Raw genomic sequence first — 24,421 nt, forward strand, 5'->3', positions numbered from 1 at the left:
GGAGATCACCACGGCGACCAGCACGGAACTCCACCGCACCGTGACAGCGAAAAAGCCCACCACCGCTGTTTGCATCAGGGCAGAGAGCGGAATGCTAGTGTCGGAAAACACCGGAAGCAGGCCAGCCCACTTCCGGTACACGCGTTCGATCAACTCGGTCTCCTTCTCTCAAGGCGGACAGTGCGGACGCGCAAGGGCTTCGAGTCAGGCGACCAACCCCTCGAAGCCCTTCTTGCTGTCCCGACCGCAACTTAGCCACCCGAAAACGTGCACGCCACCGCCTGAAAACCATGAAAACCAGGCACAGCAGCGCCGGCGGGAAACACTCCCGCACCTCCCGGCCCGCAAACCCGGAAGGAAATAACGGACACACGTGACATAAATTCGGCCTGAGACCGAGCAGGAAGGGTGCGGCAACCGGCACAGATTTTCACCGGGCCGATGATCAGAAACTCTCACCCGTCACCCAAAAGGGTGAATCCGGGGTTCACGCTGTCCTCGCCTCTGCAATTTCATCGGACCGGGCCGGTATCCCACCCCGCCCTGCGAGGCAGCCCGAGCGGTGCCTTCCCTCTCTGCGGCGTCCCCACACGCCTCCCACCACAGGCCTACCGCAGAGGCAGACACCGCAAAGGTGGGTGAGGCACCACGCCTCACCCACCGCTACGGCCACCGGCCCACCCGATGCCGCCACACAGCGGCCAGGCGTGGCTGATACCGCCGCTCAGCCAGAAGAAGCTCCAGGGGCCGCCGCGCCGACGGGTTCGGGCGCGCACGATCGGCAGAGGTCAGCGCGTCCAGGCGGTGTAGGCGTCGACCAGGCCGGCGTAGAAGGCCTCCCCCGGCACGGCGCCTGGGTTCTTGCCCGCGTCGTAGAAGGCCGCGTTGGTGAAGGTGGCCGAGGCGGAGGCGTTGAGGTTCTTGTAGAAGGCCAGCTTCCCCCGTCCGAAGCCGACGAAGAGCCAGAAGACGCCCAGGGGGGCCGTGTTCTGCAGCAGGGAGCGGACCTCGGCCTTGTCCCAGGGTTCGTCGCCGACCTGGGTGATGATGAAGGCCGAATCGGTGGCACCGGGGTGCTGGTAGTGCTGGACGGCTGCGCGCATGGCTGCGGCCACGTCTCCCGCTCCCCAGTCGACCTGGGTGTGCAACTGACCGATCCTGCCGCGGTAGTTGTCCAGGCGGATCTCTTCCAGGAACGGCTCTCTTCCGCTGGAGAAGATGACCGGGACGGTGCCGTCGTCGTCCAGGTTCACCGACAGCGCCAGGACCCGCTCGGCGAAGGCCTGGATGGCTAAGGACTCGTACAGCTCCTCCATGTCCCAGCCGTGGTCGAGGATCAGGTACACGGCCGCGCGCCGTTCCGTGGCGCCGGCTCGGGCGAGGGCCTGGCCGGCCTGCCGGGCCGGGGCCACCAGGGCGGGTGCCCGGTTCTCGACCTTGGCCAGGTCCACGCGCCCGCCGGGGGACCCGGTGCCGGGGCGCGGCGGGGTGACCGGGGCCGGGGTGTCGGCTTCGATGTCGACGCCGTAGTCGGTGGCCAGTCCGGAGGCGTAGCCCTGGCCCACGGCGCGGATCTTCCAGCCGCCGCTGCGGCGGTAGAGCTCGGCCAGGACAATGACGGTCTCGCCGGCGGTGAAATCCGGTGGGGTGAAGCCCAGCGAGGTGCCGCCCATCTGGGTGATACTCAGGGCCGGCGCGGTGGTGAACACACCTCCCGGGTGCAGGGGGTCGGCGCTGGCGACCAGGACGACGGTTTCGACGTCGGCGGGGATGTTCGGCAGGCCGAGGACGACCTGCCGGCCGGATACGGTCACGCCGTCCTGCCGGGGGTGGTTGTAGAAGACCAGGTCACTATCGCTGCGGACGGTGCCGCCGGGGCCCAGCAGCAAGGCGGAAACGTCCAGAGGCAGACCCCGGCCGGTGATGGTGGCGGTGACCGTGGTGGTGGCGAGCGCGGCGTTCGCACCCTTGGCCAATGCGGTGGTGTTCATGCGCGGTGATGTCCTTGCGGTGACCGCTCCCCGTCGGCTTGTGGCCGCACCTGGTGCCGTCAGAAGGCGGCGGGGAACGTAGTGCTGGTGAGATGCCCGGCGCGTCTGTGCTGTCCGGCGGCGTCTTTCCTGACCTGGCGCACCCAAGCCCAGGCCCCTTGCGGCATAACCCCCAGGGGAGGCAGGGGGCTGTTTCGTCTCCGCTCGGGCAGGCGCGGGAAGTCCTTCAGACGGCCAGGCAGGGAGAGTGCGCAGCTCCTCGTGCCGCAAAGCTCCGGCCGCGGACGTGCGCAACAAGCCGGCTCCCGGACACCGGAGTGCCGCAGCGGAGAACTGGAGTCACTACTCGCAGCCGACGCCGTCACCATCCCGGTCCAGGTGGCGGCCATAGCCCGGATCACCCCGGCGGACAGGCGCGGCCCCCGCAGCGCGGGCTTCTGAACAGTTGGAGTAGTAGGCCGATCCCCCACCGCTGCCGCCATCGTTCCCGCCCGATGAGGTACCGAAGCCCTCCGCCTGTGGAGCCGGGGCGCTCACGGTGACCTCGACCGTCTCGGTGGCCCGGACGGTGACCGTCGCGGCCGGCTCCGGCTCGACGGCCGGACTGGCGGTGACCTCCCGGGTCTGGGTGACCGTCACCGCCGGCTCCGGGGACGGTGATGCGGCGGAAGCCTTCGCCGTGGTGTCGCTCTCGCTCGCGCCGACACCGATACCGAGGAAGAACGCCAGGGCCAGGGCCGGGAGGACGAACCTCTTGCGGGCCCATCTGGGCGCCGAGCGCGGCGGCGCGGGCTGGGGCTGGGTGTACGGATTGGCCATGATCCCCCTGACGCAACAACTGAAGAGCGACCGTAGTTCGCTGCCGGACCAAGACAGAGCCCCGCAGCCAGAACCTCACCCTTTCGGGTGACAGCTCGCCCAGCACCAACACCCCTATGAACGCCTTCCGCACACCACGACTGAACCGCACCGGGTTCGGTAGGGACTCGATCATTTGAGAGGATCGAGTCATGGCATGTCCCTCCCCGTGCCCGCTTGAGCTGCGCCGTCGTGCGGTGCGCATGGTCGCCGAGGTGCGGCCCGACTACGACACCGAGTGGGCCGCGATGAAAGCGGTCGCCGCAAAGCTCGGCATCGGCACGACCGAGACGCTGCGCAAGTGGGTCCGCCAGGACGAGATCGATGCTGGCACCAGGCCGGGGACGACGACGGAGGAGTCCGCACAGATCAAGGCGATGAAGAAGGAGATCGCCGAGCTGAAGCGGGCCAACGAGATCCTGAAGGCGGCGGCGAGTTTCTTCGCGGCCGAGCTCGACCGGCCACACACACGCTCGTAGCGTTCATCGACGAGCACCGGGACCGCTTCGGCGGAGTCGAGCCGATCTGCCGTGTTCTGACCGAGCACGACTGCAAGATCGCCCCGTCCACCTACTACGCCCACCACAAACGCCTGACGGCGCCCTCGGCCCGCACCGTTCGGGACGCCGAACTGAAGATCTTGATCCAGGAGGCATACGACACCAACTACCGTGTCTACGGCGCGAGGAAGATCTGGCGGCACCTGAATCGCCAGGGCCGGACCGTGGCCCGCTGCACCGTCGAACGCCTCATGCGCGAGCTCGGCATCACCGGCGCCGTCCGCGGCAAGAGAGTGGTCACCACGATCCCGGACCCCTCCGCGCCAAGGGCGCCGGACCTGCTGGACCGCGACTTCGTCGCCAGCGCGCCGAACCGCTGCTGGGTCGCTGACTTCACCCATGTCGCCACGTTCTCCGGCATCGTCTACGTCGCCTTCGTCGTGGACACCTTCTCCCGCCGGATCGTCGGCTGGTCCGCCTCGACCACGAAGCAGACCCGGCTCGTCCTGGACGCCCTGGGCATGGGGCTGTGGCAACGTGATCGCGACCAACATCCACCCTTTCCAGGTGAGTTGGTGCATCACTCGGACGCGGGATCGCAATATACGTCCTTCACGCTGGCCGAGCACTTGGAGAAGGCCGGAATCGCAGCCTCGATCGGATCGGTCGGCGACGCGTACGACAACGCGCTGATGGAGTCCACGATCGGCCTCTTCAAGACCGAGGTGATCAAGCCGCAGCGGCCCTGGAGATCCCTCGCCCAGGTCGAGCTGGCCACCGCCGAATGGACCGACTGGTACAACCACACCCGGCTTCACGGTGAGATAGGGCACATCCCGCCCGCCGAATACGAAGCCAACCACTACCTGGACACCACGAAAGCCCAGGTCACAACCAATATCTGAGATCTCTACCGAACCCGGTGCGGTTCACACCTCCACCCCTACCTCCACCAGCGCAGCAAGGGCTACCTGCGGGCCCTGTCCCACCTCATCGGCCAAGCCGCCCAGAAAGCCATCCTCACCGGCCAGGAACGCATCACCCACGACCTCCTGGACACCCTCACCCTCGGCCGCAGCCTCCACCTCTGAAGCTCACTGCCCTTTCGCCAGGGGCCGCCACTCGCTCAAAGGGATCGTTGTGTACCCATCCCTCAGACGGGTGAGTAGGACCCGAGCCCTCTCCCCGGAGTCCTCGGCAGTGATGCCGGGTGGAGGAGCACCGCTCCTCCACCCGGCATGCGATGGCGCCGCGTCAACAGCCCATCGCGGAGAGGGCCTTGTCCGGGTCATAGACAGAAGATACCTCTGCTGCGCCGTGCTTTGTTCACACTCCACCGACGCTACAAATATTCCTACCAGCCGCCGCCTAACTTCCCGTCGCAAATCCTGACAGAGATGAAGCAAAAGCGGACCCGACCTGCGGGTTTTCCGAACGAAGCCTTTCTTCAAAACATCCTTCAGGCACCATTTTCTGAAGAATCGAGCATCACATATTTCAACTTTCGTCAGAGACGGTGCACACCTGCTGGTGAGGTCGTAGATGATGACTGCATCGGCGGCGGCTGGCGTCAACCGGTCACTACCGACAAGTCCTTGTCCGGGTCTATGGGACCGGGCCGTCCCGCGAGTGACGCCTGTCCCTGCACGAAGAATCGAGAACACATGCGCATCATTTACCCCTGCTCGCACCTGTGGAGCCGGGCCTTCCCCTGGCTCATCTCCTGTCAGTCCGGGTCTTCCCCGGAGTTGTACGCGGTCCGTCCCCCGGCCCCTGTTGCTGTCTTGGCCATCGTGCTGGCGGTGACGGCCGTGCTGGTCATGCTCGGTTGCACGCCGCAGGTGGCCATGGCAACAGTGCTCGCGGGCGGGTTGACCGCCGCCGAGCTGCGCCTGCTTCTGTCCTGACGCCTCCCGCGGGGCACCGGCCCCATCCCGGTGCCCCGCTCTTCCACGGAGAAGGAGACGCCCTGCCATGGCCCGCCCCAGCAACAGGCTTCCCGAGGAACACGACCTTCCGTGCGTCGCGTTCGCCACCGAGCTCCGCGCTCTCAGAGAGCGTGCCGGGCTCACCCTGGCTCAGCTTTCGGCCTTGTCGGGGCTGTCCACAGGGACTCTGTCGACCGCGCAAAACGGCATGAGTGTGCCAAGCGAGAAAACCGTGAAGGCGTTCGTCGAGGCCTGTGGCGAGAGGGACACGGAACCGTGGGTGGCGCAACGAGAAGCCGCCTTGCGTGGGAAGCGCCCTCAGCAGGCATCTGTTTCCTCCCAAGCCATGACAGCCGATGACTGCGGGGAGCGAACGGCGTGGCGCCAGACATGGTCACGCTGGGAGAAGAGCGGCAAACTGACACCTCCCTCCGGTGCCTCGAGCACGAAGGCGCTGGTGTTCTGGCTACGAGGACTACGCGCCTACCGTTCGGTCTCGTTCCGAACCATGGCGCGCAGGAGCGATTACTCGCACACCACGCTTGCCGCGATGGCCAACGGCTTCCATCCCATAACAGTGCGCGGGTTGCTGGCTTTCCTCGAAGGCTGTGGTGTCGCCACGTTCGCCGAGAAGATCGAGTGGCTGGCGCTGCTGGAACGTACCTCAGCCAGTGCCCGCCGCAGCATGGACGCAGCACGTGAACAAGCGCGCATGGGAGCGCTGATATCCGGTGGCGGACAGACCCACGTCTCTCGTTCCGGCGAAGCACTCACCGACGCTTGGCAGCCCGCTGCGGCCCGGCCGAGGCGGGGCCGGTCCGCCTGGCCTCGGCAGCGAGCCGTCCATGTGGACCCCTTCCTGCTGAAGGCCGAACTGCAGACACTCAACAGGTTCTACGGAGCCGGCTTCCTGCCCATCCTCGCCCGGCACACAGGTGTTCCCACCAGGACCCTGCAGCGCTACCTCAAAGACGAGATCCCCTTCCTTGCCGGAGACCACAAGGACCGCCTCGCCGCCGCCTTGGTGCGGATGGGAAGTTCTCCTCCACCGCGGGAGCGCCTAGCGCTCATTCTCCCGCCACTGGCCTACGAGGCCAGCACGACAATCCGTCGATGAGGCGTTGAGCATCCAACACCCGGGTGGTAAGGCACCCGACGGCGACCATGGGTCACTGGCTCCCGATTCCCAGGCGGCCGGAGCAGAGACGCCTCAACGGTGCTGGAGCCCATTTGGCAGCGCCGATCAACAGGGCGTCCCTTGTAAATCCTCCAGACGGACAGTCCCCGGGGTTCATGGGTTATTTCCGTCGCGGGCTGGCACAAGCACGCTCTAGCGTTGTGCCTATGAGTGAACACGTGGCGGTGAAGGACGCGCTGCAGAAGTGGTTGGAGGACCTGCGGACGCACCCACCCCAAGCATGGTCCGCCGCGGAGCTGAGCGGCCGCGCCTCCTGGAAAGCGGTCGACACGGCGGTGACGGACCTGGCTCCGGCCTCCCGCCGCCCGGATTTGTATACGAAGGACGGAACCGCGCTCAGCGGCACCGTAATGATCGACATGACCGGGCTCGGCCGGGTCGCTGAGGCCTTCGCCAGCGGCCTGGAGGTACCGGTCGAGAAGTTGGCCGCTGACATTGCCGCGTTCTGTCTCCGTGACACCCCTCAGGTGCAGACTTGGGTTCTGCTGGACATCGAGCTTCCGGAAGGTACGGAGCTGACGCTAGGCGACTACCGGCTGTGCGCCGCCAGTGCCGATGATCTCGTCCGGCTCATGCCTCTGCCTTCCATGCGGCGCTTCCTGCGGCCGCCGAGCCTGGACCCGGACACTCTGCACGGCGCGGCCTTCCTCCAACTCCTCCGGCCTGACGACTCCCCTTATCGGGGCCACTTCCTTCTGCCCGACCTCGACATGCGGCCCGAACGCCGACACCTGGATGTCCTGCTGACCTTGCAGCTGTGGGACCCCGATCACCCCCTCCACCCCGAGGCGTACTTCCGGGTGGAACCCGGACGCCGTAGTGACCTCCGCTCCGGAGCACCCGTCATCGAACCGCGCCACGATCACTATGGCGAGGAAGTGGGAGAAAGCCATCGCGCGTACGGCTATGTCGTGACGGACTCCGAGCTGCCGACCTTCACCGCGTTCTGCACCACCGTCCATACCCTGGTCGGCGCAGTGCGTTCCCGCGTCGTCATGAAGGGAAACAGGAGGGGAGACCCGACGCCGACCGCTCGTGCGCTGACCAGTGCGGCCAGTCGCCTGATGCGGGCCACCCAACGCACCTGGGGCGGCACCTACGTCGATGAGGCAGAGGCTGACGACGTGCTGCTGGACTACGTCATCGCCATGGAAGCCGTGGCAGCTGCTGACGGGCAGGGGGACAGCCGACGCCGGACTCATCAGCGGGCAGCGGCTCTGTGGGATCAGGACGAGGCCCGCCTGGCCGTAGCCGGGGTGATCAAAAAGGCGTATGAGCTCCGTTCCAAGTATGCCCACGGGGAGAAGGAAGGAGTCATCCACTCCAAGGACGGCACGACCGATACCGAGCGGCTGGCCGACATCCGGCGCACGGCGTTCGGCGTGTTCCTGCGGTGGCTCGTCGCCACCGACACCATGGGTGAGCAGGTGCTGAGCGACCTGGACCGATCCTTGCTGTCGAACCGGGAACGCCATCGCGTGGCCGAGATCCTCAACGCCTTCTTCACGGCCTCCCCGCCCGCGACGACGGCATACGGGAAAAACTGACGAGCCCCGCCTGATCGTCCGGCCAGAGTAGGTGAGGCGGTTCCCGTGGCCGGTCGGCTCGACGGCGGTCCAGCCCCGCCGGGCGGCTCCTTCTACAGGCCCCGTTACCTTCACGGCCCGCAAGGAGGCTCCCGGCCTCTGGCTCCGGCATGACTTGTGCCTCCAGGGGCCGGAACAACCGCGGCGATGCGCGGCTCCCCGTGTTACGAGGTGGGCACGTCGGCAGGATGGTCAGCAGCAGATCGCCATTCGAACACATCGGGGTGTTCAACGTCCGTCCAGTAGCCGTACCGGTCGCCAAGCACCGACAGCAGTGCCTGAGGGTCAAGAGAGCCATGGCGGATGACAAGGCCAAAGCCGCGCGCGGTGCTCACGGCAGCCATAGACAGGTGTGAGCGAAGGGCGTGTTCCGTGAACGCCTCAGCAGGAACAGGAGGGTCGTCGGGATGTTCGGGGGCTTGCATGACGGCGAGGATGCGAGCTCGGTGTTCCTCTGAGTCGTCCGGGGACGGGTGCAGGCCCTGCTGCTGGATGCGATGGTTTCCGACCGCGTTGGCGATGGCGGTCAGCAGGTGCCAGTCGCGCCACCCTTCCTGCCTCAGTTGTGTGACCGTACGCCGGAAGCCGGAGTCTGTGGCCAGGCGAGGAAGGGTGTAGCGCACGATAGGGAGCATGACGGCATAACGGTTGCGGGTGGTCTCGAGGGCTGTCTCATGCTCGTAGCCGGGTCCAGGCCCGGTTCGGGTCGGCAGGGCAGTCGATTTCGCCTGGCCGTGCGGCGTACCTGCTCCGACGGCTGGGCCGGCGAGCGCAGCCATCGTCTGGTAGTCGGCGGGCCGCAGGAAGTCGGCCAGTTCGTCGTAGGGGCGGCCGGCGAGGAGCTTGTGCCAGAGGCCGCCGGCGAGCGCCTGCTCGACGAGGTGCATGAAGGCCTCGTCGGAGAGCAGTGACTGGGAGATCACCACCCTGATCAGGGCAGTGAGCAGGCGGGAGAGCTCTGTTTCCAGGTGTACGGGGTCAGCCGCGGGCAGGCGCAGCCTCCACCGGTTGGTATCCCGGTCGGCGCTCTGCTCACAGACAGCGGGCTGGTCATGAGACAGGGTGGTGTCTGCGCGGATCTCGACGCTCAGGCGTCCGGGAAGGAACAGCGGGTCCTGTGTGGCGAGTTCACCGAGGAACACCTGAAGTGCTGCGGTGTAGCGTTCGGCAGCAAGTACCGACGGCCGTTCGTTCGGGCAGGTGGTCTCCCAGTCGACGCCGAGCGCGTTCCAGGCGTAGCGGCGTGTAGGACCGGCGTCGCTGAAGGGCCGTCCCACGCCTTGGGCATCGGCCTCCTTGGCGTAGGTTTCTTCGGTTGCTGTGGGGGCACCGGTGGTCGGGGCGAGCATCTCGTCGATGACGGTGTCGATGCCCACGGAGGCGGTGATCGCGCGGAGCAGGGGAGTGAAGCCGGGCCGCACCGCGCTAGCCACGCGCAGGGTGAGCGCCTGGTCGGCCATCATCTCCCAGACGTAGGGATAGCGTTCGTGGTTGTACGGCTCGTCGCAGTAGGCGTTCTGCGCCATGAGGCCGATGCAGAACAGGCGGGTGGCAGAGATCCAGTTTCCAGCCTGTCGGTCGTAGCGGGCGGCGAGGATGACGCCGCGAGGGATGAAGCGGCGAAGTTCGGGGTTAGGTGCGGACTTCGCGGCGGTGGCGGCTGCGAGCGCGTGTTGCTTGGCGGCGATGGGCAGGCCGAGTTCGCTGTAGAGGCGCGCGCACAGCAGCAGCATAATCAGGCCGCCCTCGAGGGTGTCGCCGCGCAGCCAGTTGGCTTTGGCTTCGTGGATCTCCTGGAGTGCTTGCGGAAGGCGGCCGCTCTTGATCAGGGCGTGGCCGCGGGACTGGGCGCGTTCGCCGCGTGCGGTCTGGCCGGTGACCCGGTCGGTGGCCTGATCGAGCAGGTCGCGGACCTCCCGGTACAGCGGGTGGTCCACCAGTACGGGTGTGAGGTAGTCGAAGAGGTCGGCGGTGTGCTCGATGGGGAACAACGGCGCGTTGTCCAGGTGGTGGCCCAGCCGGTGCAGGGTGCTCATGGCAGTGTCGAGGTCGGTGAGCGGTGGCCCTGTCTGCAGGGCAGGTATCGGCTCACCGGCTTCTACCGCTTCGACAACGGATGCGGTGACTTCCGCGACGGTCGGCAGGTCCTCGGGCACGGATTCGAGGTCGGCGGTCATGTCGGTGTGCAGGGCCAAGCGGGCCCGCATGGCCAGCAGATGAGCCATGGCGTTGGCGGGCGGTTCCGCCTCCAGCAGGCGGTCGATCTTGTCGGCCAGCAGGTGCTGCCAGCCGCACAGCTCGTCTGTGGATAGCGCGGTAAGGCCGCGCAGCAGCGCCCCGAATGCGTATCCGAGGAGCACGACGGCATCCTCGAGGATTCCCGGATCGGTGAGGGTGTCGTCGGAGATGACCGTGTCGAAGAAGTCACGGGCCAGTTGGTCCGCCGGGCGCATGTCGCCGAGGCCGCGCAGGGTTGCCACGACAATCTCGTAGCGGGCCCGCAGAGCGGTGTGCTCCCCCGCTGCGGCAACCAGCAGGGCACGTACGTGGCCGATCCATTCCGGCAGGTCGGCCCGCGCCTCGTCGTGGAAGGTGGCGTGGCGCAGCGGGCCCCGCAGGTCCACCAGGTCGCCCAGCGTGCGGCCGGGCTCGTCGCTCGCCTGCCACCGCTGGCGGGCCTCGACGTACCAGTCGGGCAGTTCGCCGGCCCCGTCCGGGCGCGGCGGAGCGAGGTCGGAGGACAGGTGGAGGTACTGGACGGCGAGGTAGAACAGGTCGTAGTCGGCGAGGTGGACGGCGAGGGCGGCCGCGTCCCAGATCTCCAACTCGACCTGGTGCGTCCGAGCGGCTTCGTCGATCAGGTCGTGCCGCTTCCTGGTGGGCACAGCGGTCACCGTGAAGTAGATGACGCGATCCACGGGTGTGCCCCGCCCACAGATCGATGCCAGGTCCTTTCGGATCTTGCCCGGCACCTTGGTGCCCTGGATGGTGCAGGCCATCACCACCCGCTTGGTGGAGGCCAGCGCCGCGAACAGAGACGTGCCGGGCAGCTCCTGGGGAATGTTGGTCCAATGGCTTTCGGCGTCCCGGCCCTGGTCCCCGCCGCTGCTGACGGGCCCGGTCGCCGGCAACAGGTTGCTGGTGATCCTCCGGCGCGCCAGGCCCAGGCACAGAGCCTCGAACTCGTGGTGGCTGTTGCTCTCACCGAGAATGCTCAGGGCGAAGCGGATACGCCGCTCAAGCTGGACGGCGTCATCGCTCACGTCGTTCCCCCTGGTCTCACTGCCGCAGTCACGCACGACCAGTGTCCAACACCCCACCGACATCCGTGGCGCGCTCCCCCCCTTTCGGCTGCAGCCCGTCTCCGTTGGCTGATCGGGGTGGTGCGTGTGGGCTTGGCCATCGCCGCCGCAGTCTGCCGGGGTTGTGGTTTCACACAAGGCCGACGTGGCTCAGCAGGCGGCGGGTGCCAGGGGACTTGTCTTCCCAAGTGTGGCCGTGTTCGAGGCTCTTGAAGACGACGGCGCCCTGGGGGACGCGATCAGCGTGGAAGGTGGACCAGGTGCGGCACGTCGGGCAGTCCCGGCCGATCAGGAACGGGCGCAGCAGGTGCAGTGCGCCGTCGGTGTCGCGGAGGTAGAGGCTGCCGGTTTCCAGGTCGTTGTTGGATGGGGTCATGGTGCGGGTCGGGACGACGGGGTGGTCTCCGGCCAGTTCCCGGTATTCCACGCGGGCGCTGCGGGCGAAGGTGTCCCAGCGGACGTCGGTGACCTCCAGCAGGGGCAGGTCGGCCAGGAAGCGGGCCCGTTCGACCAGGCGGGTCAGGTCGGCGAAGGCGACGTCGATGGCGTGGGGCAGGTCGATCGGGTCGACACGCCGCAGGTGGGCTTGATCGTTGCGACGCTCGCTCAGGGCTTGGCGGGCCTTCTCGGCATCCGAATGTGCCAGCAGTGTCCGGATGTCGTTCAGGGGGTGGGCTTCGGGGAGGTTGTTGAGCTGTCGGCTGGTCGCGGCTTCGTTGAGTACGTTCGCCCAGTCGCCAAAGCCCGGGCCACTGCGCCCACCGGCGAGCTTGTCCCGGATCGCCGTCACCGCCCCCAAGGTGATCCGTCTTGCGTGGGTGAGGGCGAGGACGAGTTGGGCGATGTAGCACAGCAGTTCCTCGGCGGTGTCCAGGATCGCGGCGTAGGCGGCCTGGGCGTCGCCTGAGCTGATCCGGGCCTCGGTCTCACGCCAGCGGTAGGCGATGGGGTAGGGGAAGCGGGTGCGGACGCTGTGGCCGAGGTCGTCGAGCAGTGAGGCTGCTTCGACGCGCAGTCTCAGTGCGCGGCCGGAGTCAATGACGCGGGCGCGTGCCCGGGCCGCGGTCTTCTCCAGGAAGACGGACTCGATCACCGAGTCCGCTTCCTGTTCCCACCGTTTGAACTGCTGCTTGGAGGCCGTCAGTTCGTCAAGGGCCTTGGTCAACGCCTCATCAGGCTGTGGGACAGGCAACGCGGACAGCGCTTCCACAGTGGTGACCGGCCGTGGCCCGGCCAGGTTCAGGGCGAGCGGGGTGCGCAGGAACATGGTGATCAAGCGGGCCTGCGGCCGGGAGAGCGGCTTGATGGGCCGCAGGACCACCACATTGTCAGATGCGGCGGCGGGGAGGTTGCCTTCGGTGACCTCGGCGGTGAAGAAGCCGTGTGGGGGCACCGTGACCGGGTCATGCAGGCGGCGGATCGCCAGGTCCCCCGGGGCGAGTTGCAGATCCGCGGCGATGGTCGCCCATAGGGTTTCCTCCGACGGCGGGGCAATCGTGCCGTCCCGGCCGATGTCCCGCGGCCGGACGATGCGCACCGCACCGGGATCCTTCGGTGACGTCAACTGCTTGCCCTTCCTCAGGGCTGCCTCGCTGAAAGTGGTTCGGTGGAAGGTGAAGAGATCACCGAGCGCGTTGACGGCGCCGAATCCGGTCAGGTCCTCGCGGCGCCTAAGGATGTGCGGGTCGAAGCGTTCGAAGTACAGGCCCTGCTCTGGGCTGGGTGTCTCCCGCAGCACGTAGCCGTGTTCTCCCCTGCCACCCTCACGAGCCAGTAGCCGCTCGAAGTCCTTGGCGACGACCTCCTCATCCGGGCGGTACGGCACCCGGAAGACCTTCAGTACCGACCTGGTCTGCGCTCGTGCCCGCAGGAACACGACGATCGATTCCGCTCTCGCGTGCAGATGCGTGAGGGTGCCGAACCCGTAGACGACGAGCAGGGTGTCCCAGTGCTCGGCCACCTTCATGCGCATCTCGGCCGCCCAGGATCGGTCCGAGGCCCACGCCTGCGCCGGAAGCAGCACCGCCATCACGGCGTCGGGTGAAGGTGGGCGGCACGAGGTCATGGCCTCGACGTAGTAGGAGTCGGGATCGGCGGCACGGCGCCTGGCCGGGTTCGCCCTTCGCTCCCACGTCGGCACCAAGAACAACGGCCCATCGGCGAGAAGCTTCCCGGCTCGTGCGGCCAGTTGCTCCCACGACGACTCGCACACGCTCTGCCAGCCCTCCGGCGCCCCGAACGCCAGCTCGCCAGCGAACACGGAGCTGCTCAGCACGGCCGGCACGCCCTGAGCAAGCCGCTCAAACCCGATGGCAACCAGCCGTTCATTCAACGACGACAGCCGCACGGTCTCTGCCACGTCCCCCCCATGCTGCCTTACGGCTCCCCTGCGGTAGGAAGCCTAAGACCCCATGGAGCCCCGGCTCACCTCCGCTCGCGCGGAGAGAACGCCGGGGCCTCCTCGGCGGGGGGGCTCTCCGGCCGGCTCACCTCCGCTCGCGCGGAGAGAACGGCCACGACCGGAACAGGGGAATCGGTCACGACGGCTCACCTCCGCTCGCGCGGAGAGAACGCGCTCGTCATCATCGCCCTCACCGCAGCCGCCGGCTCACCTCCGCTCGCGCGGAGAGAACGGCGGTGGGCCGGACGGTGACGGCCAGTTCCCCGGCTCACCTCCGCTCGCGCGGAGAGAACGCGTCAGCTGGCCCACCCGGGTCACTACATGGCGGCTCACCTCCGCTCGCGCGGAGAGAACGGTCAGGGGGTGGGGCGGGGCAGGGCGCGGCACGGCTCACCTCCGCTCGCGCGGAGAGAACGCGGCCGGGGTGCTCCGTCGTACGCCGGGCTCACCTCCGCTCGCGCGGAGAGAACAGCGACGGTGCCCGCGAGGGCCCATTCCCGCGCGGCTCACCTCCGCTCGCGCGGAGAGAACCTGACGGAGACGTCCGTCAGTCCCAACTTGGCCGGCTCACCTCCGCTCGCGCGGAGAGAACCCGCGGTCCGCGAGCTGCCGACCCTTCCCGTCCGGCTCACCTCCGCTCGCGCGGAGAGAACAGTGATGAAGGGCTTCGCCAGGCCGTGGAACTCGGCTCACCTCCGCTCGCGCGGAGAGAACTTTCGGGTGCACACGAAGGCCGGGAAGCTGATCGGCTCACCTCCGCTCGCGCGGAGAGAACCGCTTCGGGGCCGTCTTCGGGGCCGTCTTCTTCGGCTCACCTCCGCTCGCGCGGAGAGAACCGCGGGGTGCTCCGTTTCCGGCCCGCTGCTGGCGGCTCACCTCCGCTCGCGCGGAGAGAACGGTACGGCAACGACGCCGACGCCGTCCGGGACTGGCTCACCTCCGCTCGCGCGGAGAGAACGCACTCTGACCCGGGATCACGGCCCGGAGGGTAGGCTCACCTCCGCTCGCGCGGAGAGAACACTTTATGACCTGCGCTTCTACGAGGGCTTTGCCGTTTCTTGACTCTCTCTTCGGAAAGCGATCAGGGTGAGGCCGTCGAAGTCGGTCGGTTCTCGGCGGCGGGTGCCGACGGTGCGCAGGACGAAGCCTTGCTCGTTGTCGGCCGGGTGGGCCAGGACTGCCATGCCGTCCCCGGCGCAGGTGGCGACCGAGGTCCACAGTTCATCGCGGACGCGGGCGGAGACGGTGCCGACGTACAGCTCCGGTGTGACTTCCAGCAGCCAGCGGGTCAGGGCTCCTCTGAGGTGGTCGGGGATCGCGGTGGCGGAGATGACGATCATCGAAGACATGGGTGGTGTCCTCGGGGAGTGTGGGTCATGTGTCTGTTCCGTGGTTGGTGCCGCCGGGGATGGCTCCGGCCACCGGGTCCCAGAGGTCCACGAGCTGTTCTTCGGGGTCCGGGGCGTCGTACTCGGTGTTCGGGTCGAGGAGGTGCTGGATGTCGGCGACGATGCGCGGCAGGAGCTTGAACAGGCGCAGGCCGTCGCGGAAGGAGCGGCGGGCTTCGGCTTCGGGGTTGGTGGAGGTGTGGAGGGAGAAGGCCAGCGGGATGGTCAGTTTGGCTTTGTAGAGGTCGGCGATGTCGTAGACGAAGGCCTGTTGGTTGCCGCTGTGGACGAAGCCGAGGGCCGGTGAGCAGCCCAGGGCGAGGATCGCGGCGTGCACGATGCCGTACAGGCAGGTGTTGGCGGATGACAGGGCGAGGTTGACGGGGTCCTGGGTGTCCCAGGCTGCGGGGTCGTAGGCGCGCCGGAAGCGGCCGATCTTGTACTGCTTGGCCAGGATCCGGTAGTGGGCTTTGACGCGCTGGCCTTCCATGCCGCGGAGTTGGGCGAGGGTGGTGCCGGGCGGGGCGGTGCCGGGGCCGAACCTTTTCTCGTACATCGCGGTCGCTACGGCCAGGCGTCGGGTGTCGTCGGCCCAGGCGCGGGTCTGGTGTTCGAGCCAGGTGGTGGTGAGGGAATCAGGGAGGGTGGCGGCGTAGCAGCGTACGCCGCCGGAGCCGGTGATGACGACGGTGGTGCCGTGGCGGGCGAGGGTGGCCAGGGCGCGGGCGGTGATGGAGGTGCCGGGGCCGAGGAGGACGCAGCTGAGGGCGGCGGTGGGGAGGTAGACGGTTTCGGTGCCGCGGTGTTCGGTGGTGATCTCGGCGCAGACTCCGGTGTCGTCCTGGTGGATGCGGACGATGTCCAGGTAGAGGAAGGACAGGGAGTCGGCGATGCGGGGCAGCATGGCGACGGTGGGGGCGGCGAGCCTGCGGCGGGCTTCGGTGGGTGTGCGCTGTGTGCTTGGTGCGGTGGGAGTCATCCGGCGTTCCTGGCGGGGGCGATGCTGAGCAGGCCGCAGCCGTAGGGCTTGCCGCGGCCGATGCCTTCGGTGATCTTCGTGCGGAGCAGGTCGGCGTCGATGATGGCGGCGGTGCCGTCGAAGCGGGTGCGGGCGTGGCGGATGCGCTGGTGGGCGGCTGGGCCGTGGGTGCTTCGCCGGCCGTGGACGGTGTCCAGCGGCTGGGAGTGCAGGGTGAGGGGTTTGATGCCGGCCGCGTCGGCCTGCCGGGTCCACCAGTCGTCGGCGGCGGCCCCGGTGAGGGGAACGACGGCGGGCAGGTCGTACAGGGCTCGGGTGGTGGCGCCGGGTTTGCGGATGGCGTTGGCCACGCACCGGTAGCGGATGGTCAGCCCGGGGCGCAGGGCGTCCAGGAGAGGGTCCAGGGGGCGGGTGAGGGCGGTGGTGCTGTAGCTGTCGGGGAGGCGGTCCAGGTCGGGTTCGTGGGTGCTCTGCAGCAGGATGTGGGGCCCGGTGGGGGTGTCGTCGGTGCGGAAGAGGACGCCGAAGCGGGCGCGCGGGTCGGGGCCGGCGTGGTCGGGGAAGAGGGCCATCAGGCGGCGGTGCAGGTGGATGGCTGCGTCGGTGCCGGTGATGTCGCGGCGGGCGTCGGCCGAGCGCGGGTTGGGGATGATGCGGGTGAGCCAGGCGGTCACCGGTGGCTCCCTTCGGGGTGGGGCAGGTGGTCGGCCAGGTAGGCGCCGAGGCGGGTGAGGTGGCGTGTGCCCAGGCCGGTGTACTGGGTGTGGGGCAGGTGGAGGGTGCGCCGGTACAGGGGGCGGGCCCGGTGGGTGCGGTGGCGTGGGTCGAAAGAGACCGGCTCGTCGTTGACCTCGCCGGCGGGGTGGGTGCCGTCCTCGCCGTCGGCGGTGGTGGGGTGGTCTGGTACCGGGAGCCGGTCCAGGGGCCGGTCGGAGAGGAAGTCGGTGCCGTGCCCTCCGCTGGTGGGTGGGTGGGCGGCCAGGGGCAGGTGGATCAGGTGGTACAGGGCGTCGTCGGCCTCGCCCAGCAGAAGAGGTCCTTCGGGTGGGCAGGAGCGGCGGCCCAGGAACAGGGGCCACTGCGGGGTGCGCAGGGCGCGGGCGCACCGGGCCAGCGTGTCCCCGTCCTCGGTTCTGGTCGTGGTGAGGGCGACGGTGAAGGCCGCGTCGGCGAGGTAGGTGCGGTGGCTGAGCAGCGTGGCGGTGTCTCCGCCGCGTTTCTTGCCTTCGGCCGTGGTGATGGTGGCTTTCGCCGGCAAGCCGCCGCCCACGGTGTGCAGGTCGCGCAGGAGGATGCCAGGCCGGTCGGTGCGTACGGTCAGCGACAGGCGGGCCAGGTCGTCGATGGGCTGGTTTCGGTGTCGGCCCAGGGCGGCGGCCAGCAGGCCGACGACACCCGAGCGGGTGGGGAAAGCCGCGGTGTCGCGTTCGTTGAAGTGGCTGTGTTCGCCCCAGGACTGCAGAGGGCCGGTCAGACGCAGCAGCAGGCCGGGCTCGGGAGCGGGTGCTGTGGGGCTGGTCATGCGGTGGCCTCGGCGTCGTTGCGGGCCAGGGCGACATCCACAGCGGAGGTGATCAGCGCCTCGAAGGAGCCGTACCGTCGGCCGAGGCCGGTCAGGTCCTTGGCGTCCAGGCCGGCCCAGCCGGAGGCGAGGATGCGGCCGGTGCCCAGGAGTGTGTTCGCGGCCTGCGCGTAGGCGTGGAGCTGTTCGATGGAGCGGGCGGCGAAGCCGCCCGTGGCGGCGGCGCGGACGGGCTCTTCGAAAGCGGCCGCGTAGGACAGGGGGCGGTCGGAGCGCACCGCGATGTGCACGAGGCTGGGGATGGTGTGGGCGGCGGTGGAGTTCTTCTTGGCCTGGGGCAGGGACTCGGTGAACGCGGCGAGGAACGCGGCGACCAGTTCGCGGGCCGCCTGCGGCTCGTTCCCGATGTTCGCCGCCAGGTCGCGCAGGTCGACGGTGGCGTATCGGTAGAAGGTGCCGGCGCTGTACTCGGCGTGGCCCATGTGGCCGCTGCCGGTCGCGTCGTTCCAGTTGTCGGTGACGTCGTCGACGGCGGAGAAGTAGTCGAGTTCGACGTCGGTGGCGTGGGTGGTCAGGGCGTGGGCGACCTGTACGGCGCCGTCGACGCCGGCGTCGTCGATCTCGGCGAGCATCCGGCCGAAGAGGTTGATGACGCCGTTGCGGGAGCGGAGCACGGCCTCGATCCGGTCGGTGGGCAGGACACTCTTGTCGGCGGGCTTTTTGATGTCCTTGGCGCTCTCCAGCGTGTCGCGGTGCTGTTCGGCGAGGTCGGCCAGCTCGGTGACCGCGATCTCGGGCACGTACACCATGGCGTTGGTGAGGACCTTGTTGGGGATGATCTGCTTGGAGTCGCCGGGCTGCTTGGCCAGTTCGAACTTGATGCTGCTGCCGGCTGCGATGTGGCCGCCGGCTCGCTGCGCGAGCTCGCTGGGCCAGGCGCGGCTTTCCAGTTCGCGGGTGACGCGCTCACCGATGCGGCGGGTCCGCAGCGCCGCCTGGCCGATCTTTTCCTGGAACTCGGTGCGCATGGCGCGCTTCCAGGACTGGCTGCTGACGCGGGTGCGCAGGGTGTTGCCGTACTGGACGGTCTTGACGGAGTTGGTGTCGTCCCGGTTCAAGTTGGCGAACGGAACGGACTGCACGGCGTGGATGTCGATGAAGCGGGCAGGGGTAGCCATGGGTGGGTGTCTCCTTCGAAGGTCAATGGGTGTTCGGGGGGAAGCGGCGGTGTGCGGCTGTTGCGGGCTCGGGGCTGCGGCGGGGCGGCTTACTCCAGGTCTTCCTGGTCGGCCTGGTTGGCCTTTTCCTGCTCGTCCCTGGCGCGTGCCCGGTAGTAGTCCTGCAGCCAGCGACGGGCGATTCGCCCGGAGTGCACGGGCCAGGCGATCAGGTCGTCCAGTAGCTGGGCCCAGTCGACGGGCACATCGACGCCACGCAGGTAGCGGACGGCGGACGGCAGGTGCCGGTGGAGGCCGTCGATGCTCTGCCGGGTGAGAAGGTTGAGACGGCTTTCCGCCGCGGACTCCCGCATCTCCCTCTCCCGGCCGGGCCCCTGGGTGACCGCCAGCGCGAACGCCGCCCCGAGACTGTCGCCGTACCGGTCCTTGCGGGACGCTGCGGCTTCCGGCGGCGTGGTCTTCTCCTCGCCGTCTGGCTCGCTGTCGGTACCGGTGTCGGTGTCGGGCTTGGCGGCGCTGGCGTAGCTGTTGCGGGGCTGGTCGGCGATCATCGCGGCCACCGCGTAATACGCCCGCTGCTCGGCCTCGGAACAGCCCGCGGGCAGCCAGCGGGCGACCAGGCGGTGCATGCGCGGCACGTTGTCGATACCGCGGCCTACTCCGCTGCGCAGCGCGACACGGGCTCCGGGATCTTCCGCGCAGACCTGTTCGATCCACGAGGTGTAGGCCAGGCGCTGCTTTCGCCGGGTGACGGTCAGGTCGTCGGGTGGTGCCTCAGTGGCCATGAGGGCGTGTCCTTCCAGGGAATGGGGATGGTGACAGTTGTGGCCGGGCCCGGGTGTTCGCCGGGGGCGTTACTTCTTCTTGCGCCGGCCGCCGTACAGCTCCAGGCGTGCGGTGGACACCGCTTTCGCGCCGCGCAGCGTGCGGGTGATGGAAGCGGTGACGGCGTCGAACGCCTCCCGCGCCAGGCTCAGGAAGGCCGCGCGGGTGGCGGCGGGGTCGAGCCCGACGTCCAAGGCGCGACCGGTGCGGTCCAGTTGCCGGAAACGGGCCCAGAACTCGGCCTCGGCGCGCGGCCAGTACCGGGCGGCCGCCTCGGCGGCCCAGGTGTCGGCGTCCGCTTTCGCATCGTCCGTGTACAGCTTCCAGGCAAGCTTGACCGCCCGGTTCAGGCGGTGACCGTGCATCTCGCCGAGCTGCCGCATCCGTGCCACGGCGGGTGCGGTCCGGGGAGCTCGGTCCTCGATGTATCCGAGGACCGGCGGGGTGGAGGCGTCGACGAACTGGGTGTCCTTGGCCTGTCCTTCCTGTTCGAAGCCCAGCGCCCGTACCCGCAGGTCCTCCGACACCTCCGGTGCGGTGTCGAACACCTTGGGGCGTTTGGGCTCGGAGGTGCCGGGCGGTTCCTTCAGCAGCAGGGCGTCCAGGTCGCGCCACAGGGCGCGGCGTGCGTCGGCCGGGCGCGGGTAGCGGTTGTTCTGCTGGCTGATCTGCCAGATCAGGAACGGGTCGTCCCTGGGGATACGGCCGGCGCGGTAGGCCCAGGTGATGAAGGCGTCCCGGACCAGCTCCGGGTCGTGGTCGTCCGGTACCAGCAGCACAGCGTGCTGGGAGCAGGCGGTCAGCCGGGAGCACGGCCCCGAAGGGGTGGGCGGGGCGGCGTCGGGGTCGGGCAGGTCGTCCCACTCCCACGGGCACTGGTCCTCCCCCCGCCGCACGGTGGCCTCCGGGCGGATCAGGCCCGCCAGCAGGGTCTCGAACAGCGTGTCGCCCTCGGGGTGGTAGGACAGCGCGGTCCGCAGCGAGCCCGCCGTCGCGCTCGCGGTCTTGGTGCCGTTGACCTCGCGGGCGGAGCAGCGCCCGGAAGGGCCGTAGTAGTGCCACACCAGCAGGCTGAGGACCGCCTCCGCAGCGGTGGGGAGGTCGGGGTTCGTGTCGCTGCCGTGCCGGAACCAGGCGTGGTTGTTGCCTGCGGGCCGGGTCACGATCAGTTTGTTCACCCCGGCGGTGTTGCCGGCGTCGCACTGTTTGGCCAGCCGCGGATCCTGCATCCAGGGACGGCCGCCGTCGGAGTCGTAGAGGAAGAACCGCGCGCGGTACCGGGTGGCGTACTCCTCGATCCGCTCTTGGGGCAGCCTGCCGTCTTCCAGGACCTCCAGCCGCCGCTGTCCCCAGTCCCCGGGGCCGGCCTCGTCCAGCCCGGTGACCCGGGCGGTGAGCGCGTACAGGATCCGCAGCAGCGCGGAGTGCGCGGGCGGTACAGGGATGGCCAGGGTGGCGATGTCGGTGCTGTGTTCCAGCACGCCCTGCAGCCCGAGCCGGCCGGGCAGCTCCCCCGGAGCGGAGCGCAGCGCCTGGGGAGTCCAGCGGATGGGGATCCACGGTTCGTCGAACAGGTTGTGGTGGGTTGGCATCAAGCTCCTATGGGTGGGCCACAATGAGGTGGGATCCCCGCACCAGAGCAGGGGTGATCCGCCTGTCGCCTATGGCGAGAGCCGGGACCCGCCCCCGTGCCCGCGCAGGCGGGCGTGGAAGACCACGGCCGTGTCCTGCCCAGCGCCCCGGGAAGGGCCGCGACTGTGGCGGCGACTCAACGTAGCAAGCCTGTCGCCTAGGGCGACGGCGTTTTCGGGAAATTGCCTCAGACTGATTCCAGTCCGACCTGCGACATCCGGATCGTCCGGTCCCCATGGCGGCACTTCCAGGCCCCCAGACCGCCCGGCCGCATGCGCAGCAGCACCAGATCCCGCAGCACCGGCTGCTTGCTCCAGCTCTTCGGGGCGGGAACCCCCTCGGTTCCGTGGCGCAGCCATGACCCGGGAACGGACGCGACGTGGGCCATGATCTGTGCGAGCTCCTCCCGCACAAGGCCCTGCCGACCGCCGGCGGGAAGCGGCAGCGTCCCTTCCACATCCAGCGTGAGGGCACCGCCGTTCTGCTCGTACAGGCACAACACCCGCCCGCTGTCCGCGCCCAGGCGGGTGGTCAGCAGTTCCTCGGTGACCCCCGCCTCCCGGCGGGACAGCTGGTGCAGGTCTCCCGCGACGTCCGCGGGCGCGCAGATGCCCACCATGTCGGCCAAGTGCTCCTCGGCCGCCTCCTCCGCACGGCGCTGGGCATCCATGCGCCGCAGCTCCCGGCCGGCGGCATCCTCCAGACCATCGACGAAGTCCTGCGCGTACACCGCGTCGACAAGGCGCTGAACGTCGCCCGGCACCTCGATGCCGGTCTCCGCCTGACCGTGGAGAAGGCGAGCGGTGCGGCGCAGCAGCCCAGGGTCGTAAACCGTGCCCCAGCTACGCGGCGCCTCGGTCTCCTTCCGGTCTCCGACCGGTTCCAGCACCACCAGACGCGGCCGGTCCTCCGGCAACGCCCACCCCGGGCGCCCCTTCTCTCCCCGGGCGTGGCGGCGGCCGCGGCCGGCCCGCTGCAGAAGCTGCGCCAGCGGAGCGAGGTCGCTGACCACCAGATCGAAGTCCAGATCGAGGGACTGCTCAACGACCTGGGTGGCGACCAGAACCGACGCAGGCCGCGGTCGCGTCACCTCACCTGGTGTGCGGGGCTTGCCGTATGCCTTCTCGCACTCGCCGGTGATCCGCTGCCGCACGCCGGCCGGGTAGCGCGAGTGCAGCAGCCGCAGCCCGCCCTCACTCCCGGCAAGCTCGGGGAACGCCTCACGCAGGTCACGGAAGGTCCGCTGGGACTCGGCCACCGTGGTACAGCACACCAGCGCCGTACCCCCCTCCTCCACCACCGGCCGCAGCACCTCACGCAGCGCCGCCCGGCGCCCACCGGCCCGCACGGCCGCCCCAGGCTCCTCGCCGACATCCCACACCACCGGGCGGACCTCGGCCTCCAGCGTGCGGGCACGCCCGCTGCCGACCGCGCGAGGCGCCGCGACCTGCCCCGTGGCGGCATCGGTGAACAGCCACCCCGGATAGCACGGCTCGACAGCCGACGGCTCCACGAACCCGGCCCCCCGCCGGTAAGCATCAACCAGCGATCCCGCGGTACGGCCCGTCAGCGTGGCCGACAGCAGCACCACCGGGACACCGAACGCGCCGAGCCACTCCAACAGCCGCGTCAAAAGCTTGTGCATCCACGGCCCGTACGCGTGGGCCTCGTCGACGACGAAGACCTTCTCCGACAAGGCGAACAACCGCAGCGCATTATGCGTGAGAGGCAGGACAGCGCTGAGCGCCTGGTCGATCGTGCCCGCACCCAGCGGCGCCAGCAGCCCGCGCTTGGCCCCCCGCAGCCAGATACCGGCCTCGGTGGCCGTGGCCTCCTCCGCACTCACCTCACCACCCTGGGGCATGAAGGCGTGCTCGCGCCGGGTGTAGAGCGGGCTGAGCCATGCCATGGAGTGCAGCAGCGTCAGCGCCCGCTCCCCGGCCAGCGCCGCGTCGGCGAACTTCTCCACCCGTGGAAACATCGCATCCGCGGTCGCCATGGTCGGCAGCGCAAAGTACAGACCCCGGGCATCGGCGGCCCGGCCCAGCACCGACGCCGCGAACAAGGCGGCCTCCGTCTTGCCGTCACCGGTCGGCGCGGTCACCAGCAACAGCCCCGGCCCCCGCTCCTCAACCAGCTCGGGCAGAGCCTCGACCAAGTCCTCCTGGAGCGTGTTCGGCGGGAAAGGGAACATCGCCCCGAACTCTTCGGCCGCGAACCTCGCCCGCCCCAGTCGCGCCGCGCTCACCAGCCCTGCGGCGGCCGTCCGCGTCCGCGCCCAGTGTGCGTCCAGCTCCTCGGGGGTGCCCCGCCAGCCCGCAGGAGGCAACAGCGGCTTGATCGCGCCTGTCTGGCTGGCCAGCCAGTCCGCGACCACCACCAGCCCAGCGACCACCACCGCCAGCTCCGCAGGCAGCCCCCGCCCGGGCACCGCACCGGCACCAACAACCCGCCGCACCTCGGCGAAGTGCACCCGCCGCTGCCCGGCCCAGCCCTCCTCTCCCAGACCAGACTGGTAAGCGCTCGCCGAAGCCAGCTGCTTCGACGGCAGAACCTCGCCGAAGCGTCCGTGGTGTCCCCCCAGCAGTTGGGCGATCTGGTGGCTGACGGCCGTCCTCAACAACCGGCGATTGCCGGGGTAACCGATCTCCTCGAACAGCTGAGCCAGCGCCCAGTGCGTCGCCCTCTCATGCCGGAACCCACGCGCACTCTCGGCTCCCGGCGCGAACCAGTACACCGGATCATCCCGCACGGCCGCGAACGCCTCCGGCACCTGAGCCTGAAACGGCGGTGTGATCTTCCCCAGGTCGTGCAGACCTGCCCAGAACGCCCCCACGGCCCGCGCCTCGTCCAAGCTCAGCCCCAGGGCTTGGGCGACCCGCTCCCGCATCCGCCCACCGAGCAGAACATCCCACAAGACCTCGAACACCGCGGCTGTGTCGAGCAGATGGCACACAACCGGATAGGGCCTCGGCAGACCCTTCTCCTTCCCCCACATACAAGAATCCAGCGGGAGGCCCATCCGAGGAAGATCCCTATGCGTCGTCACACAGACACACATAGCAACCGCCACTGACAACAGACCCCAACACCCGCACAGACCAGCAACACTGACAAGCCAGCGCCTACACTC

At 69.0% G+C, this 24,421-nt stretch carries 16 protein-coding genes and 1 CRISPR repeat array; of the genes, 4 read left to right on the top strand and 12 right to left on the bottom strand.

The window, feature by feature from the left end:
* Positions 1-788 precede the first annotated feature (788 nt).
* Entirely contained in the window at positions 789-1,991 is a 1,203-nt protein-coding gene (locus CUT44_RS00590; RefSeq protein WP_100200101.1) for a VWA domain-containing protein, read from the bottom strand.
* 342 nt (positions 1,992-2,333) lie between these two features.
* On the bottom strand, positions 2,334-2,810 hold the full coding sequence (locus tag CUT44_RS00595) for an excalibur calcium-binding domain-containing protein (RefSeq protein WP_100200102.1): 477 nt from the start codon (positions 2,808-2,810) through the stop codon (positions 2,334-2,336).
* Between the two features lie 191 nt (positions 2,811-3,001).
* Here CUT44_RS00595 and CUT44_RS00600 point away from each other — a divergent pair.
* From CUT44_RS00600 to CUT44_RS00615, 4 genes are all read left to right on the top strand, one after another.
* A protein-coding gene (locus tag CUT44_RS00600) for an IS3 family transposase (RefSeq protein WP_100200103.1) occupies positions 3,002-4,254 on the top strand; the annotation gives its coding sequence in 2 pieces (ribosomal slippage) (positions 3,002-3,284 and positions 3,284-4,254; 1,254 coding nt in all).
* 879 nt (positions 4,255-5,133) lie between these two features.
* On the top strand, positions 5,134-5,256 hold the full coding sequence (locus tag CUT44_RS34430) for a hypothetical protein (RefSeq protein WP_269846147.1): 123 nt from the start codon (positions 5,134-5,136) through the stop codon (positions 5,254-5,256).
* 67 nt (positions 5,257-5,323) lie between these two features.
* Entirely contained in the window at positions 5,324-6,394 is a 1,071-nt protein-coding gene (locus CUT44_RS00610; protein WP_100200105.1) for a helix-turn-helix domain-containing protein, read from the top strand.
* A 227-nt stretch (positions 6,395-6,621) separates the two neighbouring features.
* On the top strand, positions 6,622-8,022 hold the full coding sequence (locus CUT44_RS00615; RefSeq protein WP_146252146.1) for a HEPN domain-containing protein: 1,401 nt from the start codon (positions 6,622-6,624) through the stop codon (positions 8,020-8,022).
* A 203-nt stretch (positions 8,023-8,225) separates the two neighbouring features.
* Here CUT44_RS00615 and CUT44_RS00620 read toward each other — a convergent pair whose 3' ends face one another.
* The 10 genes from CUT44_RS00620 to CUT44_RS00665 form a co-directional block, all read right to left on the bottom strand.
* Complete coding sequence (locus CUT44_RS00620) at positions 8,226-11,324, bottom strand: hypothetical protein (RefSeq protein ID WP_146252147.1); 3,099 nt, start codon at positions 11,322-11,324, stop codon at positions 8,226-8,228.
* A 169-nt stretch (positions 11,325-11,493) separates the two neighbouring features.
* Complete coding sequence (locus tag CUT44_RS00625) at positions 11,494-13,722, bottom strand: hypothetical protein (RefSeq protein WP_100200108.1); 2,229 nt, start codon at positions 13,720-13,722, stop codon at positions 11,494-11,496.
* Positions 13,723-13,783: 61 nt separating this feature from the next.
* A CRISPR array of direct repeats spans positions 13,784-14,784; the repeat unit is 30 nt; unit sequence CGGCTCACCTCCGCTCGCGCGGAGAGAACG.
* Between the two features lie 17 nt (positions 14,785-14,801).
* A complete protein-coding gene (gene cas2e, locus CUT44_RS00630) occupies positions 14,802-15,113 on the bottom strand; it encodes a type I-E CRISPR-associated endoribonuclease Cas2e (protein ID WP_100200109.1) in 312 nt (103 codons plus the stop codon).
* 25 nt (positions 15,114-15,138) lie between these two features.
* Positions 15,139-16,131, bottom strand: coding sequence for a type I-E CRISPR-associated endonuclease Cas1e (gene cas1e / locus CUT44_RS00635; RefSeq protein ID WP_100200110.1), 993 nt, complete (start codon positions 16,129-16,131; stop codon positions 15,139-15,141).
* The gene (gene cas6e / locus CUT44_RS00640; RefSeq protein WP_100200111.1) at positions 16,128-16,805 is read right to left on the bottom strand and encodes a type I-E CRISPR-associated protein Cas6/Cse3/CasE; all 678 of its coding nucleotides are present in this window, start codon (positions 16,803-16,805) and stop codon (positions 16,128-16,130) included. Before cas6e ends, cas1e begins: the two co-directional genes overlap by 4 nt.
* On the bottom strand, positions 16,802-17,653 hold the full coding sequence (gene cas5e, locus CUT44_RS00645) for a type I-E CRISPR-associated protein Cas5/CasD (RefSeq protein WP_100200112.1): 852 nt from the start codon (positions 17,651-17,653) through the stop codon (positions 16,802-16,804). Before cas5e ends, cas6e begins: the two co-directional genes overlap by 4 nt.
* Positions 17,650-18,831, bottom strand: coding sequence for a type I-E CRISPR-associated protein Cas7/Cse4/CasC (gene cas7e, locus CUT44_RS00650; protein WP_100200113.1), 1,182 nt, complete (start codon positions 18,829-18,831; stop codon positions 17,650-17,652). Before cas7e ends, cas5e begins: the two co-directional genes overlap by 4 nt.
* Before the next feature lie 89 nt (positions 18,832-18,920).
* Positions 18,921-19,616, bottom strand: coding sequence for a type I-E CRISPR-associated protein Cse2/CasB (gene casB, locus CUT44_RS00655; RefSeq protein WP_100200114.1), 696 nt, complete (start codon positions 19,614-19,616; stop codon positions 18,921-18,923).
* Positions 19,617-19,685: 69 nt separating this feature from the next.
* A complete protein-coding gene (casA, locus tag CUT44_RS00660) occupies positions 19,686-21,248 on the bottom strand; it encodes a type I-E CRISPR-associated protein Cse1/CasA (protein ID WP_100200115.1) in 1,563 nt (520 codons plus the stop codon).
* A 227-nt stretch (positions 21,249-21,475) separates the two neighbouring features.
* Positions 21,476-24,286: a CRISPR-associated endonuclease Cas3'' gene (locus CUT44_RS00665; protein WP_100200136.1), complete on the bottom strand. Its 2,811-nt coding sequence runs from the start codon at positions 24,284-24,286 to the stop codon at positions 21,476-21,478.
* Positions 24,287-24,421 lie beyond the last annotated feature (135 nt).

Origin of the sequence: Streptomyces carminius, assembly GCF_002794255.1 — a bacterium.
GTDB lineage: Bacteria > Actinomycetota > Actinomycetes > Streptomycetales > Streptomycetaceae > Streptomyces > Streptomyces carminius.